This window comes from Blautia coccoides (genome assembly GCF_034355335.1).
GTDB classification, from domain to species: domain Bacteria; phylum Bacillota; class Clostridia; order Lachnospirales; family Lachnospiraceae; genus Blautia; species Blautia producta.
Genome location: NZ_CP136422.1, coordinates 3,931,940 through 3,950,715 on the forward strand (window position 1 = coordinate 3,931,940; position 18,776 = coordinate 3,950,715).

At 47.3% G+C, this 18,776-nt stretch carries 12 protein-coding genes and 1 riboswitch; all 12 genes read right to left on the reverse strand.

The window, feature by feature from the left end:
- Positions 1-124 precede the first annotated feature (124 nt).
- On the reverse strand, positions 125-775 hold the full coding sequence (locus BLCOC_RS17700) for an ABC-2 transporter permease (protein ID WP_115622925.1): 651 nt from the start codon (positions 773-775) through the stop codon (positions 125-127).
- Positions 772-1,635: an ABC transporter ATP-binding protein gene (locus BLCOC_RS17705; RefSeq protein ID WP_115622926.1), complete on the reverse strand. Its 864-nt coding sequence runs from the start codon at positions 1,633-1,635 to the stop codon at positions 772-774. The genes BLCOC_RS17700 and BLCOC_RS17705 overlap by 4 nt, the downstream gene beginning before the upstream one ends.
- 2 nt (positions 1,636-1,637) lie before the next feature.
- Complete coding sequence (locus BLCOC_RS17710; protein WP_115622927.1) at positions 1,638-2,012, reverse strand: GntR family transcriptional regulator; 375 nt, start codon at positions 2,010-2,012, stop codon at positions 1,638-1,640.
- A 319-nt stretch (positions 2,013-2,331) separates the two neighbouring features.
- The gene (locus BLCOC_RS17715; RefSeq protein ID WP_242998968.1) at positions 2,332-3,849 is read right to left on the reverse strand and encodes a hypothetical protein; all 1,518 of its coding nucleotides are present in this window, start codon (positions 3,847-3,849) and stop codon (positions 2,332-2,334) included.
- The gene (locus tag BLCOC_RS17720) at positions 3,849-9,272 is read right to left on the reverse strand and encodes a fibronectin type III domain-containing protein (RefSeq protein ID WP_242999095.1); all 5,424 of its coding nucleotides are present in this window, start codon (positions 9,270-9,272) and stop codon (positions 3,849-3,851) included. Before BLCOC_RS17720 ends, BLCOC_RS17715 begins: the two co-directional genes overlap by 1 nt.
- A 107-nt stretch (positions 9,273-9,379) precedes the next feature.
- A riboswitch (cyclic di-GMP riboswitch) is annotated at positions 9,380-9,457 on the reverse strand.
- 88 nt (positions 9,458-9,545) lie between these two features.
- Positions 9,546-10,676, reverse strand: coding sequence for a molybdopterin-guanine dinucleotide biosynthesis protein MobB (locus BLCOC_RS17725; protein ID WP_115622929.1), 1,131 nt, complete (start codon positions 10,674-10,676; stop codon positions 9,546-9,548).
- Between the two features lie 3 nt (positions 10,677-10,679).
- Positions 10,680-10,991, reverse strand: coding sequence for a hypothetical protein (locus BLCOC_RS17730; RefSeq protein ID WP_115622930.1), 312 nt, complete (start codon positions 10,989-10,991; stop codon positions 10,680-10,682).
- Positions 10,988-12,310 (reverse strand): NTP transferase domain-containing protein, encoded by a 1,323-nt coding sequence (locus tag BLCOC_RS17735; RefSeq protein WP_115622931.1) that lies wholly within the window; start codon positions 12,308-12,310, stop codon positions 10,988-10,990. Before BLCOC_RS17735 ends, BLCOC_RS17730 begins: the two co-directional genes overlap by 4 nt.
- Positions 12,311-12,345: 35 nt before the next feature.
- Positions 12,346-13,581: a molybdopterin molybdotransferase MoeA gene (locus tag BLCOC_RS17740; protein ID WP_018596373.1), complete on the reverse strand. Its 1,236-nt coding sequence runs from the start codon at positions 13,579-13,581 to the stop codon at positions 12,346-12,348.
- Between the two features lie 36 nt (positions 13,582-13,617).
- Positions 13,618-16,314: a formate dehydrogenase subunit alpha gene (gene fdhF / locus BLCOC_RS17745; protein WP_115622932.1), complete on the reverse strand. Its 2,697-nt coding sequence runs from the start codon at positions 16,312-16,314 to the stop codon at positions 13,618-13,620.
- A gap of 11 nt (positions 16,315-16,325) precedes the next feature.
- On the reverse strand, positions 16,326-18,206 hold the full coding sequence (locus BLCOC_RS17750; protein ID WP_018596375.1) for an NADH-ubiquinone oxidoreductase-F iron-sulfur binding region domain-containing protein: 1,881 nt from the start codon (positions 18,204-18,206) through the stop codon (positions 16,326-16,328).
- Entirely contained in the window at positions 18,203-18,682 is a 480-nt protein-coding gene (locus tag BLCOC_RS17755) for a complex I 24 kDa subunit family protein (protein ID WP_018596376.1), read from the reverse strand. The genes BLCOC_RS17750 and BLCOC_RS17755 overlap by 4 nt, the downstream gene beginning before the upstream one ends.
- Positions 18,683-18,776: the final 94 nt, after the last annotated feature.

An 18,776-nucleotide genomic window follows, 5' to 3' on the forward strand; every position in this document is an offset into this window, starting at 1 on the left:
TCCTCCGTACTTTGTTGATTCAATTATTCTATCAAGAATAATGTATCACTGTACAATTTTAAAGTCAAGAAAACAATTATCGCATCTGTACGACAATGCAGAGCAAACAGAGTTCTTTTCTGAATCAGAATTCCTTACTGCTGTAAATCCTGACCGATATCACATAAGAGACTGCTAAAACCAGAATACTTACTGCCAAAGCCACTCCCACAATTATCATCTTTCCATTTGGATTCTGCAGAAGATCGATCAGCGCAGATTCCATTCTCGTCCCCTGTATTATATCTTTTATAAGCAACATCACTATAGTTGGAGCCAAAAAAAGCATCACAAAAACTACCCTTCCTTTTTCAACGCCCAGCTTATATATGACAGGAATAATAATTGCCGAATAAATGGGGATGATTATGCAGGCAGAAACGGAACTGAATATCTCCTTAGCCACATCCGCATTCAAAAGCGCAGCTGTTATCCCTGTGATTACCGCTGTAAATAGGGCAATCCCTACTGACATAACAATGACTAACAGATATCTTGCACGCACAACTGTCTTTTTTCCCAGAGGAAGGGAAGCCGCATATGTGTCCCAATGGTAATACTGGTCAGCATTAAACAGACTGAGAATTGATGTCGCAAATACCACAATACACATGACCCCCACATACCCCGGGCTTTTCATGATATAACCAAATATACACAAAAACAAGAATAACAAGATATACGTTTTTTGAGTAATTCTGATGCCGTATATATCCTTTAATATCAACCCTTTCATGATATCACCTCACCTTTCTCCAAAAGCAGCAGAACTTCTTCGATATCCGGTGCGTCCATTATCATATCAGGATACCTGCTTAAGAATTCCTGCCTGTCCCTCACCAAAAATTCATATCCCAAAGCTCCTCTTTTCAGCCTCATGATTCCCTTTTTATCCAGTGCACTGTAATCTTCTTTTGAACATTTTCCCACACCGTAGTGATAGAGAAGTTCATCTTTATTTTCCATAAACAGCAGATGCCCGTTCTGGATAAATGCTATATAATCAGATACCTTCTCCAGATCGCTGATAATATGTGAGGATAAAAGCACTGTATTTTCCTCGTCCTGAATATATTCCAGCAGAATATCCAGCAGATCATCCCTCACCAGAGGGTCAAGGCCGCTGGTGGCTTCGTCAAAGATAAGTATCTTCGCTCTGTGCGAGAGCGCCACTGCGATCTGCAGTTTCATTTTCATTCCTCTGGAGTAATCCTTGATCAACTTTTTAGGTTCCAGTTTAAAATCACCCAGATATTTTTCGTACAGCCCCCTATCCCATTGACTGAAAATATTTTCCATGATCCTGCCTATCTGGAATGCGTTCATAGTTTCATGAAAGTTGGATTCCGCCAGTACCATGCCCACCTGATTTTTCCAGTCGTCATCCTTTTCCTCCAGTTTCTCCCCGTCCACATAAATCTCACCGGCATCCTTCTTTATAATTCCAAGAATACACTTGATCAGAGTAGTCTTCCCGGCTCCGTTGGCTCCAACCAGTCCTACAATACTGCCCGCTGGGATTTCCATAGTGATATGATCCAGTGAAAACTTCTCATAGCTCTTCACCAGCCCCTCAATTCTGATAGCTGCTTCCATTTTTATTCCTCCTCATAGAGCATTTTAAGCATTTCCGTCAATTCATCCAATTCTACTCCGCTGATTTTACTTTTTTCAACAGCTTTTTCAAGTAAACCTTCTATTTCCTTTAACTGCTCCTCTCTCACAAGCTCATGGTTTGTATCGGCTACAAAACTGCCCTTGCCAACCTGAGAACAAATAAATCCGTCTCTCTCTAATTCTTCGTAGGCTCTCTTTGTGGTGATCACACTGATACGAAGTTCTTTTGCCAAAAGGCGCATGGAGGGAAGTGACTCCCCTGATTTTAGCTGGCCTCCCATAATTGCCTGCTTCATTTGCTCTGTAATTTGTTCGTATATGGGCTTGCCGCTTGTATTGCTGATTATAATATTCATCTTTACTTCTCAACTTTCTGTGCACGCGTGTATATACATTATTTATTGTATATACTCATTATATACATTAGATACATATTTGTCAACAGCTATTTAAAAAGCGCCACGGTTTTCGGGGTGATGGAAAGTTACGGATACATATGGCCATACAATACAGATAGATTTGATTTTGCTGTATACTCTGTCTTCGTTAAAAAATCTGATCTGCCGTATTCCCGCACGCATGATGGAGATGAAAAACAGCACCGGACATATCTGTTTGATATGCCCGATGCTGTCTTATGAAATACTCTTTCTTATGAAATATTCTTTCTGCTGCTTAAATATGCCTTCTTCTGCTTCTCCACATGAAAACCATAGCTGCTGCTGAAAGCCCTGCCAACAGGATCAGTCCTTCCACCGGTGTATCATCTCCCGTTTTTGCAGTCTTAGCCGCAGTCTTTGCAGCCGGTTTTACCGGTGCTTTTTTCTTATCATCCGGTTTGTTCACAGACACTGCCGGGAACTGCTCGTTCTTACGCACCTGCTTTGTAGTGAGAACATATGTGGAGCAATGTTCAATCTGGATGGTCACATATCCGTTCACTACCTTGATATTCTTCTGTACAGGCTCGGCAGCTTTCTTATTTGCGTTGTAATAATACAGATAAAGGTTCTGTCCGTCTTTAAAGCTGCTGCCTGCATAGATTTCAACTTCCGCCAATCCCGGGAGCTCTCCCTCATAGTCGAATTCAAGATACAGGTTCTCTGAATCTTTCGCCATAAGGCTGCCGGCATCCTTATTCTCTTTCTTTTGTACAATTCCAAAATCCATGGCAGCATCTGCGTTTGTTATTTCTGTTCCGGTAAACTTCCATGAATACTGAAGCACTCCGTTGTCTTCTGCCATGATGGTCAATGTTCTCTCTGTTCCTTTCAGGCTCTTGAACAATGCCTTTTGCTGTTCTTCTGTCAAACCATTACCATCTTTGCTTTTAAATATCAGACTGGTCACGCTGGAATCCGCCAGCCCCTTCTCTAAATCTTCATATGTAGTGGCTGTGCATACTCCGTTCGGATAGACAGGAACATCCGGGCTGCCTGGATTCCCCGGGTTATTTGGATCATCTGGGTTGTTCGGATCATCTGGATTGTTCGGATCATCTGGGTTGTCCGGATTATCTGGATTGTTCGGATCATCTGGGTTGTCCGGATTATCTGGATTGTCCGGATCATCCGGGTTATCCGGATTCCCCGGGTTGTCTGGATTGTCCGGATTATCCGGGTTATCCGGATTCCCTGGATTGTCCGGATTATCCGGATTCCCTGGATTGTCCGGATCCGGAACTTTTTCTCCTACTGCCCAGTCATAAGATATGCCCTGCAGTACCCCTTCATCCACAGTATTCATTTGATGACTCTGGTCAACAAACACAACACTTTTTGGCACGATGGATGCCTGAAACATTTCACTTTTCGGAGTGCCTGATATGGTACCGACCGACACATCCCGGGCCTGATCAAAAACCGTATCCGATGATGAAAAATAGATATCCAGGACACCATTTTCATAAATATATTCCCGGATCCTGCATTTGTTCTGTATCTCTTCTGAGAAAGTAAAGGTAATATCACCGATACTTCCGCTTTCAATCTCTGTTATCTTCATTTGGATCCGGTATGTTGTAGCATGGTTTTTTATCATATCCCCATTGGGGTAGAGGGCCAGTTCCACCTGGCCCGCATCCTTTTGCTGCATTTTGATCATCGTATCATCCTGTTTGGCAGCCTGTACAGGGACATAAGCCGCAAACAGCGCCAGAACTAAAACAATACATAAGCTCTTTATTCTCTTCATCAGTTCCCCTCCTCATGTTTATCCGTCAATTGAATCGGCGGCAGCGGATTCGGCACAGCCATGGGCATTGTATCACTTACAAGACGTTCACCTTCATTTGTATGCGCATCATCCACTCGGTATAATTCCGCCCTGACACTGGTCACACCGGATGGGATCTGATCCGGTTCCATATAATAGATCCATGTACCGGATGAAACTTCTCCCAGTTCTCCCTCAGCCGGAACCTCCGCAAAGATCAACTGGGAACCATCCAGGATATTTCCATTCTGGTCATACAATTTTACCACATTATAGGAAGGATTTCCTTTATATTCGCCTGTGAAGATCAGGGAACCGACAGGTATCTCACCTCCGTTTTCATCATAGCTGTAATTTTTATCCAGAATACCGATACCGTTTTCCAAAAACTCAACATTGTCTCCTGTGGGGCCTAAAATATCTATCTCAGACAGAGACACTGTACTCTGCCCTTTGATCTTCAGCTTCAGATAAGCAGCATCATAGGTGTACAGCCAGGAATCACCTTCTTTGTTGAAATAGGAAACAGCCGTATTCTCCGAGTAAGACAGACTTCCTGATTTCACAAGCGTCCACTGGTTTCCGTCCTGACTCACATAGGCATCAAAATTCTTAACTGCTGTTTTTTCATCAGTGGCTGTGATCTTGAACGCGGCCGCCTGAAGGGTTCTGCCAAAACTGATAATGATTTCCGGAGATTTTGCTTCTCCGGTATATACATCTGTATAATCATTGTTATATATGCTGCTGATTCCCGAAACAACGGTTCCCTCCGGATTTTCCTCACTGCCGTTTTCCTGTCTGTCACTGGAGGAGGTCATATTCGTTGTTATATTCCATCCATCCTTTGCCACACTTCCGTCATTGGAAATCTTCACGGTGTCCGCTGTAACTTTCTCTGTCTGCTGCAACAGTTTGTCATATCCCACCACTTCATAAGTAAACACTCTGTTGTTCATAGATGCAATGGTATCTGTATATGTCACAGAGCCGTCCTTAGCCTCTGCAAATCCGATCACCTTGCCATTTCTGTATATTTCATATCCCAGCATGGAGTTCTGGTCAGCCGCGTCATTGGAAAGTGTGAGGGTCACCTGAGCAGAATTAGGAACATATGTAAGCGCTGCACTTACTGCAGTCTGTCCGGCTGTACTTTCTCCGCCTTCTATGCGGTATACCCTTGCCTCATCTGTAATATAGCTGATCCTTCTCGTCTCTGCTTCAAACTGTGACGCATATGCAATGGTATCCTCGTCCGGTGTCATTCCCCACTGTTCAAAGAATTCCAGTAAGTTCTTCCCGGCAGCCGCACATGACAGCCGCATCAGGGTATTGTCCACATCTTTTGGAATCGTCAGTGCGATTCCCTCCGGAGCAGGTGCAATGGCCGTATTCCTTGCGTACGCGTCCACTCTTGCAAAAAACAGATTGTTAAACTGCTCCTCATAAGTTTCATAAGTCTTATAATTATATCCGTCATCATAGGCCAGATGGAGCTGCCAGTACATGGCAAGACTTGTAAACACATTTTCCGCACGGCCTTTTGTACCAGAAGTGACCTTCTTATACACATCCTCATATTTATAGCGTACAGAATCATTTGTCTCCTTTGCCTGTGCCAGAATGGAATAATAATTGTTGGTTATCTCGGCGATGGCATAGGACGGCTGATTGATGATATGGCCTATCTCATGGGCAATTCCCCAGCCAAAAAGCTGTCCGCTCACATATTTTCCATTATCACTTTCAACCGGTACACCGCCTGCAAGGCCGCTCACGCTGCCCCATTCGATACCCACATGAAGCCCGCCGGCATACATAAAGGCTCCGGAAAACATTCTCATGTAACGTATGTTCAGACGGCTGGACGGCAGATTATTTTTGCTGCCATACTGGGCAGTCAGTGCCTTGTCTCCATTATAATCACCCAGTCCTTTGTGCTGGTAAAACAGTGTCACCATCTGTTCCATAGCTTGACAGGACTCATATAGTACCTCTGTCTGATTATCCAGATTCTTTTCTTTCCCCTGGTTTTTCAGCTTATTGTTGATGCCGTTCAGGATCTGTTCTGCCGATACCGAATACATCATCTGATCCAGCACAATGTCCGTTGCTCCCAAAATGCAGTTCTGCTTGTCATAGCTGTAATCACAACTGCTTTCTTTATTGCCTTCATGCAGTTTTTTATGAAGTTCAGAAATCTGTGGAACATATGCATTGAGTTTCTCCACATATGCCCTGACAGCTTCCCTGGCTTCAGTCTCATCCGCTGCATTGGAGATATCAAGCTTGGGTATCTCCTGTCCTCCGCTGACACGAACACTCATGTTCAGTGTATCATTATTTCCTGTAAACTCCACATAGAGACTGCCGCCGTGTTCTGTGCTCAGACTGCTGATCTGGGGAATGGTTACCTCATTTTTGCCATTCTTCAGATTCTGCACCACAACCCTGCTCCAGCTTCCTGATTCCGCGTGATACTGTGTTGCGATCAGGTTCAGGTTGGTATTGGCTCCCAATTCCGCGTCATCTCTGCCTACATATACAACCAGTTCTTCCCCTGCATGGGCACTAATGCCAAGAGGCTGCCATGCATTCAGACCTCCCGAGAAGCCCAGAGCGCCGTCTTTTTTCTTGGTCACTGTTGTATCAACCTTCATGATCCTGCCGGCATTCTTGTCATTGAGAAGATCTTTTGCATAGGCCAGATCAGAAAGCAGCAGCTCTCTTTTCGGATGGAAATCCCCGGTAACTTCATCCGGAGTGTTAGCTCTGTTCTCCAGCGCCTCTATCGTCTCTGCAGTTACATCTTCCTGCAGTTCCACATGCATAGCATCCGCAAACAGTGCATCAACATCCTTTTCCAGGCTGTCATAATAGTAAAATTTCATCTCCGCTATAGAGATTCTCCCATTCACAGGAACCCATGCCATGGCAAAGTTTATCTGTATCCGTTTTGCCTTAAAAGGCTGGGAATAATTAAATTCGTAATATGCCTTACCGTTTACACTCTTCTTCTGCGTAAATTGACCATCTATTGTAGATATTTTTCCCTCTTCATCCCAGTATCTTGTTTTTGCATAGCCATATGCATACTGTTGTTTTTCATCAGGGACTACCACCAGCCTGTCCATCTCATAGCTCTGGTCAAAGGTAATGATAGGTGATGGCTTGCCCGAATTATAGCCGCCTGCATCCCAGGACGGCAGACTCCAGGAAGTGGTGTAATCATTATCTGCCACCGCTTCATTTATCTCCGGTCCTGATGACGGATATTCAATGGATGTAATGTGGGCGGTCAGTCCTCCCCCTTTCTGAGGCGTGTTGATCAGCTTATAATTGGATGTGACTGCAGGATCAATATCTGTTGTCTCTCCCGCATAAAGCTTTGACTTTCCACTGGTTCCCATTTCATTTGTTCCTGTAAGGCAGATTTCATAGGTTGTGCTGTCTTTTAAGTCTGTGAGCTGATATTTATTCTGCTGGATGTCTTCTCTCTTTTCAAACTCTTCGGTTCCCTGTTCTCTGTAATAGAGTGTATAGGAATCCGTGTCTTCCATCTTCTTCCAGGTAATATCCAGTTTTCTGTATCCCCCGGAAATGCTCACATTCTCCGGCGCATCAGGCGCTTTTGACGGCTTCGGGATCACAGACACCGTTTCCGAATAAGCACTGCTCCAGTCTCCGTTCACGGACCTGACCTGTACTGTGTACTCCTCATTATTTTTTATTTTCTCAGTCCCAAAGCTTGTTACGAGGATACTGTTCTCTGCTGTTGGATAGACTTTGCTTTTTCCGTCTTTTTTCACCATGACTTCATATCCCGCTACATTTGTCTGGGCGTTCCAGGTCACGGTAAATTTCTTATCTCCCGGCTCTGCTTTTACCTGGTCAGGAATATTCATGACCGGTGCAGGGATCCTGTCCTCCATTCCATTGAGGAATTCCACCTTGGAGATATCCGCCAGCTTGCTTCCTCCCGTATCTGTCACCTTGATGGTTACCTTTTTAATGGCTACCTGTTTTCCCAAGTTGATGATTATGGTTCCGTCCGGCTCAATGACTGCCTGCGCCGCAGTGAGGGCGAACATGGATACGCTGCTTATGGGAACTTCTATGGTCTGGCTCTGTCCCACTTCATCCACATAATCCACGGTCACTGACCCTGCCTGAATGATATTACCGGAGTCCCTCGGAGGCGACAAAACCAATGCCCCTGCCTGGATATCGGTACGTTTTTCCAGATCAAGCTGCAGTTCCACCGGATTTTCCGGCGAGATTTCCCCGTCATTCGCAGGTTTCAGGGAAACACTGCCGCCGTCTTCCAGGATACTCTCAACACTTCCCTCTGCAACCTGGGTTGTCTCGCCCACATTTGCTGATATCTCTTCCAGAATATAACTTCTTGTCACATAGGATTCCATTTTCTCGAATCCATAGCTGTAAGAAAGCCACTGCAGATCCACAAGATCCACCTTTTGATCCTGATCCAGATCAAACACGCTGTCTGTGCTCTCCAGATGAATGGCCCGGATCAGCTCTGTTTTGTCATTCTCATCAATAACACCGTCACGATTTACATCCCCATATCCGATAACACCGGGATGTCTCTCCATGTCAGAAAAATCCATGCCGGTGTAGACATCCATAAACTGCATCTTCTGATCCATTGCCTGGATCTCCACATCCTGGTCATATACGGCAAAATGGCTTCCGCTTATACGAAGATGATATTGTCCCGGTTCCAGATCCACAAAAGAGGCCTCTGCTTTTTTTGACACACTCTCCCCTTCCAACATGGAAAAAGAGGCTTCCAACTGCTGCCCTTCTCTTGTGAGGACTGCCTGCAACCCACTGTTCAGCGTCTCCGGGGCGCTGTAGGGAAGGCTGTAGATCAGACTCAGATGGAGCCGGCCTTTCTGTACTATGCTCCCATCCGCCGGCAGTGTTCCGTCTTCCTTCTGTGCTTCTGGACTTTTTAGTGACTCTTGGCTATTGCTCTGTCCCGCCTTCGCACCGGTCTGTTCTCCCGGTGTTTCTTCCTGCTTGGCCTCTCCTGCTTGTTCTCCTGTTGTACCTTCCTGCGTAGAGGCTTCTGGCTGTCCACCCGAAGCCTCTTCCCGCTTAGGCACCTCCTGCTGTTCTCCTGCAGGCTCTTCCCGCTTGGGCACCTCCTGCTGTTCTCCTGTAGCCTCTTCCTGCTTGGACACCTCCTGCTGTTCTCCTGTTATCCCTTCCTGTTTGGAAGATTCCTGCTGACCGCTGTCTGCCTCTTTGCTCTGAACCTGTCCGCCGGCTTTATAAGATTCTGTATTTTGCTCCTGTACAGCGGCAAATGCGGTAGTTCCCGGTGTCTGCAAGATCATACCGGATATGAGCAGCCAAGCGCATAACTTTTTCATTTTCAATTTCTATTCTCCTTCCCCTTACAGGGCCAAAAAAAACGGTATCCAGGGATACCGTTTTTTCACAAAGACAACAGACAGACAGGGTATACCTGTCCATCACTGTCTGCAGCCCGGCTATCCCTCCCTTGGGACCCGTGGCTTTGCGTCACTGCCTTACGACAGTTTTGCCCCTTTATTTTTTTATAATGTCTGTCATTAGACACTGTCTCATTCATCAGACATATTCTAATATAAGAATACCTATTTTGACTATTTTAGTCAAGCTTTTTATTTCATTTTTTTGATATTTTTACAGATAACTTCCAGGAGGCTGTCCCTGTTTTTTTCTGTAACCTCAAAAACTTTTACGTCGGGTCTCTCTGCAACGGCCTGTGTAAACGCACCTGTATTTTTCTGCAGGACACCGATGACAAGGCTCTGGGTATCCAGGCAGGAGAACAGTGCCTCCTGGAAACCCGGGGCATCTGCCTCCGCTTTTCCCAGCTCATCTATCACAACTGTTTTTTCAGGCATGTCCTTCACCTTTTTCATCACCGCAGTGCCCAGAGTCTCAAAGGTTTCCGGTATGGATATCTTCTTTCCTCTGCCGGTCCGTATGAGGATCGGGCTGTCATTTTCAAACTCCCCCATGGGTACCAGGCTGTGCAGGTAAAATCCTTTTTGAACACCACCGATCTCATAAGGCAGGGTTTGGTAACCCACAGGCTCTGTTCCCAATTCTTCCACAATACGGTTCAAAAGTGTACTCTTGCCGATCCCCTTTTCCCCGGTCAGGAAAATATGTTTCCGCTCAGCGCCTGAGGGATGGGCCGTGAGCTTTTTCTTACCGGCCAGCTTTTTTTCTGCCTTATGACATCCACATTGACAAAAAGCCGCCGCCTTTTGGAGCATGGGACGTTTTTTCAGCGGAAATTCCGCATCCGGCAGTGATTCCAATAAATCTGCCAGCTCACAGATCTCATGCACAGAGTGATAGACCCTGAAGCCTTCCCAGGTTTTCTTTTCCCCGGCCAATCTGCCTGCTATGGCTATGGTCTCCTCTGTCAGCCGCTCCTGCACCTCTGCGTCTTTATGTGCACAGATGATCCTGGGCACGCAGAGTTCATATTCCCCTTCCAGTATGAGAAAATCCACAGGCAGTTTTTCATAGAAATCCCCGCTCTTGTCCGCCGGAAGCAGAATGTCTGTCTCCTTTTTTCCCTTTATGCAGACAAGATCAGCACCGGCCTCCCTGTGTCTCCATGTATTGCTGTCAGAAGTGTCCAGGGAAAATTCTGGACAGAACACACTTTTTACTGTTCCTGTCCGGTATCCCCGTTTTTTTAATTCTTTAATAAGTCCGGTGACCGTTGTAGTCTTGCCGGATTTTCTCACACCTACGATCGTACAGATTTTCAACTGTCACCCTCCTTGATCACTCTGTATTTCTGTTATATATTTACACCAGCGCCTTCGGTGTGTATCCTTTGGAATGACAAGGCGGTATGCTCCCCCGTCCAGCACCAGATATACATCCCCTGCAAGGATCTCCTCGCCGGACACGGCCACATCCCTGCCATCCCCGCTTATAAATTCCACAAGGCTGTCCGCAGACACGCTGCCCAGCACCTCACTCACCGAAAAGGCCTGATAGGAATATTCTGCTCCATCTGCATGCTTCCCTTCCAGTTTCACAGGGATCATGCCTTCAAACAAACCTTCTTCTACCTTCATATATGCTCCCCCCAGACTGCCAGCATATCCTCCATATCATAAGGATTTGCGGCATCGCAACACGGATTCTCCCCATGATCACCGCCGTCCTCTGTCTCATGTATTCCATGATCACTGATCAGCAGGATCTCTCCTGAAAAAATCCCGGAAAGCTCTTCTATATATGCATCTGTCTCTCTTAATTTTTCCATACATGCCAGGCCTACCGGTCCCTCTGCATGAGCCGCATCGTCAATCTCATGAAAATGCGCAAAAATAAATTCTTTTCCCTCCAAAACCGCTCTGCATGCATCCCGGCAGATCCAATGATCGCAGCCTTTTCCCTTTGCCGCAGCATGAAGCCTGGGCGAAAGTTCCGTCTTTAAAATCCTGGTATCGCCCTCCAAAAAAGCAGTGTTTTCCGCGCTCCTGCCGGCAAACAGAGTGGGGACCAGCACTTCCCTGTCTTTTCTGGAATATACACCGTGTACACCGGGCAGTTCCCCTGTTATCATGGTAGCCATAGCCGGATTTGTCACTGGAGGCTCCACTGTTCTCACAGGGATCACAGAAAAATTCCGGCTTATAAAGGGTATGAAACCATTGTCCGCGGCATTTTTATACATGCGGTATCCCAGCCCGTCCAGATAACAGACAAGTACCCTTCCATGCCTTAACTTCTCCCTGACACAGGGGGCAAATTCCTGGAGCTTTCTGCCGTATTGAAAACAGAGCTGTTCATATTCTTCGGGTGTGTTCACATTTGCGATAACTGCCTCTCCAAATCCCAACTCTTCAATATCCAGATATCGCGTATTCGCCCGCTGAAACAGAAGTCTGGGTCTGTGCTCCTTATTTCTGCGCATCTTATCCACAATGGGAAGCACTTTTTTTCCGTACACACTGCACAGAGGCTGAGGCCTCCCCTCTTTTCTGAGAACCAGACAGTCTTCCTCGCCGGTAACATGGGACACCAGTTCCTTCAGGAATTCTCGGCTTATCATAGGCATGTCAGTGGCAAGCATCACGGCGTACTGCGCATCCATCTGTTTTAATATCTGATAGATACCTTCCAGCGGTCCGTATCCCTTTTCCTCATCCTCCACAAATGTACAATGCAGATCCCGGTATTCTTTCCTGTCGTTCTCTGAGACATAAATTTCAATAAAATCCCGGTACTTTTCCCTGTCATCCACTGAGACATAAATTTCAGGGAAATCCCGGCAGACATCCAAAAGCGTGTGCAGAAATGTATTTCCGTTCCATGTCAGGGAGGCTTTATCGCTCCCCATTCTGCTGCTCTTTCCTCCCGCCAGGATTCCTGCTGCTATTTTTGTCATACCCTAAACCTCACTCAGATCTAATTCCTGCAAATTTAATTCTCACCCAGATACAAAGCTTCGATGATACTTCCGGGCAAAAGTGCACCGGAACCTTTTGGGATCATTCCGATCAGATTACAGCCGCCCCATGGGCTGACCATGCCGTTCGCCTGATTCTTCCTGGTATTTAAGCAGACTCTGCCCTGGTCGAATTCCAGAATTCCGGGAACGATCCTTCCTCCCGGGCTTTTCTTTGGAAACCCATCCGGCAGACACACGGGTATGCAGGGCACTTTGTATTCCCTTTTGCCGCACATCTTGCGGAATGCAGGAAGCCCAAGCAAAAACAAAGCCGCTGCCGCCGCGCTGGGATTGCCGGAAAGTCCTAATAAAAGCCTGCCGTCCTTTACCGCTGCCAGAGTTGCCATTCCCGGCTTCATCCTTACCTGCCAGAACAATACCTCTGCCCCGATCCCTTCCATAGAAGAAAGCGCCAGGTCATAATCTCCCACAGATGCGCCTCCTGTGGTTATCACACAGTCAGCCTCTGCCAGACAGTCCTTCAGCGCCTCTTTGATGGACTCTTCATCATCCTTTACAATTCCGTAGATATCTGCATCTACACCCCACTGCCGCAGAAAACCCTGCAGCATGTAAGCACTACTGTTCCTTATTTTTCCCGGTTTCAGCTCCTCAGATACCTGCAGAAGCTCGTCCCCTGTACTGATGATCCTGACTCTGGGTTTTTTGAAGACTTCCACCTCTCCATACCCAAGGCCCGCAAGAAGTCCCACGGATGCCGGGCTTAAATATTCGCCTTCTTCCATGACGATCTCGCCTTTTTTTACATCTTCTCCTGCTTTTACGATGTTGCTCCCCGAAGCAATGGGAGAAAAGAAACACACTTCCTTTTCAGTAAAGGAAGTGTCTTCATATTTTTCCACAGCATCGGCTCCCTGAGGGATAGGCGCTCCGGTCAGTATTTTTACCGCCTCCATAGGCCCTATCACTTTTTCGGGGGCATGCCCCGCCGGTACCTCTTCGATTATTCTCAGAGTCACCGGCGAATCATGTCCTGCACCTGCAACATCCGCAGAGCGGATGGCATAGCCGTCATAGGGTGAGCGGTCAAAGGGCGGAATGTTCTCTTTCGCCCGTACCCGGCAGGCTAAAATCCTGCCGTAAGCCTCATTGATCTCCACCTTTTCCGTCCCCATCCTCTCTGCGTGAGAGAGAAGCAGGTCTATGCCTTCCTTCATTTCAATTCTCTTTGGATAGTTCTGTGCCATATCTGTTGTCTCCGTTATGCTTGTAAGTATAGTTACTTATGCTTTTTCAATCTTGATCGCACATACCTTGTATTCCGGTATTCTTGCATATTTATCCAGTGCTGCGTTGGTCAGCCAGTTTGCGTTTCCATCCGGGAAGTGGAATGGCATCCAGGATTCACCCTGGGAAACCTTGCGTCCCACTCTTGCGGTGGATTCGATCTGACCACGTCTGGAGGATACTTTTACCCTGTCGCCATTTTTGATCCCCAGTGCGTCTGCATCCTTATAGTTCATCTCAATATAGGAGGTACCCTGGATCTCCATGAGTCCCGGTGTTCTTCCGGTCATGGCCCTTGTGGTATAGTGATACAGCATACGGCCTGTCATCATAATGATCGGATATTCCTCATCCGGAAGCTCTGCAGACGGTACATACTCTGCCGGGTAGAACATACCCAGGCCTCTTGAGAATTTGCCCACATGCAGGATGGGGGTTCCCGGATGGTCTTTGGTAGGACATGGCCACTGAAGTGTCTCACCTGCATCCAGCCTTGCATGGCTGATTCCGCCGTAGCTTGGCGTCACAGATGCGATCTCATCCATGATCTCAGCAGAGTTCAGATGCGGCTGCGGATAACCCATACGGTTCATCAGGTCAATGATGATATCTGTATCCAGTCTCATATCGCCGTCCAGCTTCACTGCTGGGCGTACTCTCTGCACGCGGCGCTCTGTATTGGTAAAGGTACCTTCTTTTTCCGCATAGCTGACACCGGGAAGGATAACGTCCGCATACTGTGCCGTTTCTGTCATGAACAGCTCCTGGATGACAAAGAAATCAAGATTTTCCAGCGCTTTAATAATATGGTGGGTATCCGGGTCTGTAACAATAGGATCCTCACCATAAATGTAAAGACCTTTTACCTTGCCTTCAATGGCTGCAGGGAACACTTCTGTGGAGTGCAGACCATTGTTTGGATTCAGCTTCACGCCCCAGGCTTTTTCAAATTTTTCACGTACTTCAGGATTTTCCACCTTCTGATATCCCGGGTAATCCTTCGGTCCGGCTCCCATATCGCAGGCGCCCTGTACGTTGTTCTGTCCGCGGATCGGGTTGACGCCGCAGCCCTCGCGGCCCAGCTTACCTACCAGCAGAGCCATATTGGACATAGACATAACGCCCTCTGTACCGGTGGAATGCTCGGTTACACCCAGACAGTAGATGATCGGAGCCTTATCTGCTTTTGCATACATGATGGCAGCCCTTCTCAGGTCATCCGGGTCTATATGGCAGATTTCCCCGACTTTTTCCGGGGTGTAATCTTTTACGATCTCCTTGATCTTTTCATAGCCTTCCGTTCTCTCTTCAATGAACTTCATATCCTGAAGGCCTTCTTCGATGATCACGTGCATAATGCCATTGGCAAAGGCAACATTGGTGCCCGGTCTTAATTTCAGATGGATATCTGCTTTCTTGGACAGATCAATGTCACGGGGATCAACCACGATCAGTTTGCAGCCCCGCTTTACAGCCTGACGGATCTGCATACCAATAACAGGATGTGCCTCCTCCGGGTTGGAACCTACCATCATGATCAGGTCCGGCTTCTGAGTGATATCCGCAACCGGATTAGTCATTGCTCCTGAGCCGAGGGTCATAGCGAGACCCGCGACAGATGCGGAATGACATACACGCGCGCAGTTATCTGTATTGTTGGTTCCAAAGCAGGTCCTCACCATCTTCTGAACCATGTAAATGTCCTCATTCGGGGAACGGGAACACGCAAAACCTGCCAGGGATTCAGAACCGTACTGTTTCTTGATCTCCATGAATTTGGAGGCCACCAGATCCAGTGCCTCATCCCAGCTTGCACGCTCGAATTCTCCGGTCTCTTTGTTCTTGATGAGCGGATATTTCACTCTGTCCGCTGAATGGACAAAGTCAAAGGAACCGCTGCGTCCCTTGACACAGAGAAGGTTTTTATTGGACGGTCCGTTGGCCGGCTCCACGTCCACGATCTTGTTGTCTTTTACCACCAGATAGAACTGGCATCCGGTACCGCAGTGTGGGCAGGTGGTCAGGACTTTTTTGTCAATCTGCCACGGGCGGAAGGATTTTCTTCTCTTGGAGGAAAGTGCTCCGGTAGGACATGCCTCCACACAGTTTCCACAGGACTCACAGGTACTCTTTCTGATCGGCACACCGAACGGTGTTCCCACAGAGGACTCAAAACCTCTCTCCATGGTGTCAATAGCACCGCGGCCCACCACTTGATTACAGGTATTCACGCATCTGTGGCAGAGAATACACAGATTAGGGTCATAAGTAAAGAACGGGTTGGAGTCATCCACCGGAAACTCTGTCATCTCGCCCTCGTAAGTGGTTCTTTCCACGCCGTATTCCACACAGTAATCCTGAAGCTTACATCTGCCGTTCTGGGCACAGGAGAAACAGTCCGTCTTGTGGTTGGACAACAGCAGATTCAAAATGGTTTTTCTGGACTCCACTACTTTCTCACTCATGGTCTCGATCACATCGCCTTCGCTGACATGACAGGAACATGCGCTATCCATTTTCTTTCTTCCTCTATTCTCGATCTCCACCATACACATACGGCAGGAACCGTCAGGAAGCAGGTCTTTGATATAACATAATGTAGGGATCTTCACACCGGCTTTCTCTGCAGCCTGTAAGATGGTAGTACCCTTCTCAACTTCTACAGGAATTCCGTCTATCGTAACATGAATCATTCTCTCTCCTCCTATCTTACCTCGATCGCATCGAAACTGCAGTTCTCTATACATGCTCCGCACTTGATACATTTTGCGGTATCGATGGTATGCGGCTCTTTCTTCTCGCCGGTGATGGCACCAACCGGGCAATTTCTCGCACACTTGGTACATCCCTTACATTTTTCCGGATTGATATAATAATTCCGAAGCGCTGTACAGGTATGGGAAGCACATTTCTTATCCACAATATGCTCCATATACTCATCCCGGAACATACGGATGGTACTCAGTACAGGAAGCGGTGCGCTCTTGCCGAGGCCGCACAGAGACAGGTCTTTTACGCTCTTGGCGATCTCTTCCAATTTGTCAAGATCCTCCACTTCCCCTTTGCCTGCTACGATCTTCTCAAGGATTTCCAGCATTCTCTTGGTGCCGATACGGCAGGGAACGCATTTTCCGCAGGACTCTCTCTGGGTAAAGCTCATGAAAAATCTTGCCACTTCCACCATACAGGTGTCTGTATTCATAACAACAAGTCCGCCGGAACCCACAATGGCACCGAACTTTTTAACGGAGTCGAAATCAAGAGGCTCATCCAGATGCTGTGTAGTCAGACATCCACCGGATGGTCCGCCGATCTGTACAGCCTTGAATTCAGAGCCTTCCTGCAGGCCGCCGCCGATTTCATAGATGATCTCCCGCAGAGTTGTCCCCATGGGCACTTCGATCAGACCTGTATTCTCAATGGAACCTGTCAGGGAGAAGGTCTTGGTACCCGGACTTCCCTCTGTTCCGATGGTGCGGAACCACTCATGGCCCTTCAGGATGATCTTCGGGACATTGGCATAGGTCTCCACATTATTCAGAACGGTTGGTTTTGCCCACAGACCATGGTCAACGGTTCTCGGCGGTTTGGTACGCGGGAATCCCCTGTTGCCCTCAATAGAAGCTGTCAGCGCGGAACCCTCACCGCAGACAAAGGCACCGGCACCACGGTTGATATGCATATGGAAAGCAAAATCCGTTCCCAGAATATTGTCTCCAAGAAGATTTCTCTCCTCCATGACTGCAATGGCGTGTTTCAGTCTCGCCACAGAGTTGGGGTATTCGGCACGCACGTAGATATATCCCTCAGAGGAACCAACTGCGTATCCTGCGATCATCATACCTTCAATGAGTTTGAAAGGATCGCCTTCCATAACGGAGCCGTCCATGAATGCTCCCGGATCTCCCTCATCACCGTTGCAGACTACATAGCGCTCTTTTTCTTCCTGGGCAGCCACCTGTTTCCATTTCCTTCCGGTCGGGAATCCGCCGCCGCCTCTGCCGCGCAGGCCGGACTGGTCCACTTCCTCCACGACATCCTCAGGTTTCATATCAAACAGCACTTTTTCCAGCGCTTTAAATCCGCCGGCACCAATATATTCATCAATAGACTCTGCGTCAAATCTTCCACAGTTTTCCAGAACCACACGTGTCTGTTTTGCAATAAAAGGAATTTCATCCGGCTGTACATAGGTCTGCTCCGCTTTCTTATAAAGCAGTCTGTCCACAAGGGCGTCACCCATGACTGTATTATCAAAGATTTCCTGGCAGTCCTCCGGCTGAACCTTTATGTACTGCACCACTTTTTCACCTTTCTGGATACGCACCAGAGGACCGAATTCACAGAAGCCCTGGCAGCCTGTCCTCTTGACACCCACATGCTCTTTCTCATCATGAGGGGCAAATTCAATGGTGACATCCGGGGTATTCCCAACAATCTCCATCATTTTCTGATAGATCTTCTCGGAACCCGTTGCAATACATCCTGTACCGGAACAGACAAGAATCCTGCATCCATATGACTGCAGTTCCTGTTCTGCTGCTTCCCTGCACTTGTCAAGTTCTGCTTTGTTTGAAATCATCATGCGCCTTCACCTCTCAATTCCTGCACTAACGCAACTACTTTTTCCGGTGACATCTTGGGATGCACTTCCTCATTGACCATAAGTGTGGGAGCCAGCCCGCACGCACCCAGACAGGATACTGTTTCCACAGTAAAGATCATATCCTCTGTAGTGTGTTTCTTTTTGCTCAGTCCCAGTTCTTTGTAGAGTGCCTCCAGGATCGGCATGGATTTTCTAACATGACATGCCGTACCGTCGCATACTTTAATGACATATTTTCCCTTTGGCTCAAAAGAGAAATTCTCATAAAAAGTTGCAACACTGTAAGCCTTTGCCTCTGTCACCCCGATCTGCTGTGCAGTGTAAGTGAGCAGTTCTCCCGGCAGATAGCGGTATTCACCCTGAATGTCCTGCATGATCGGAATCAGGGATGACGGTTTCTTTCCGTACCGCCCAATGATCTCATCTGCCTTTTCGTAGTAAGATTGGTCTAACATATATTACCCTCCTATATATAATATATTACCTCTGACGCCCTGCAGGCCTGTCTGCACATTTTGTTCAGATGCAGATTTCCCATGATGGTACGGC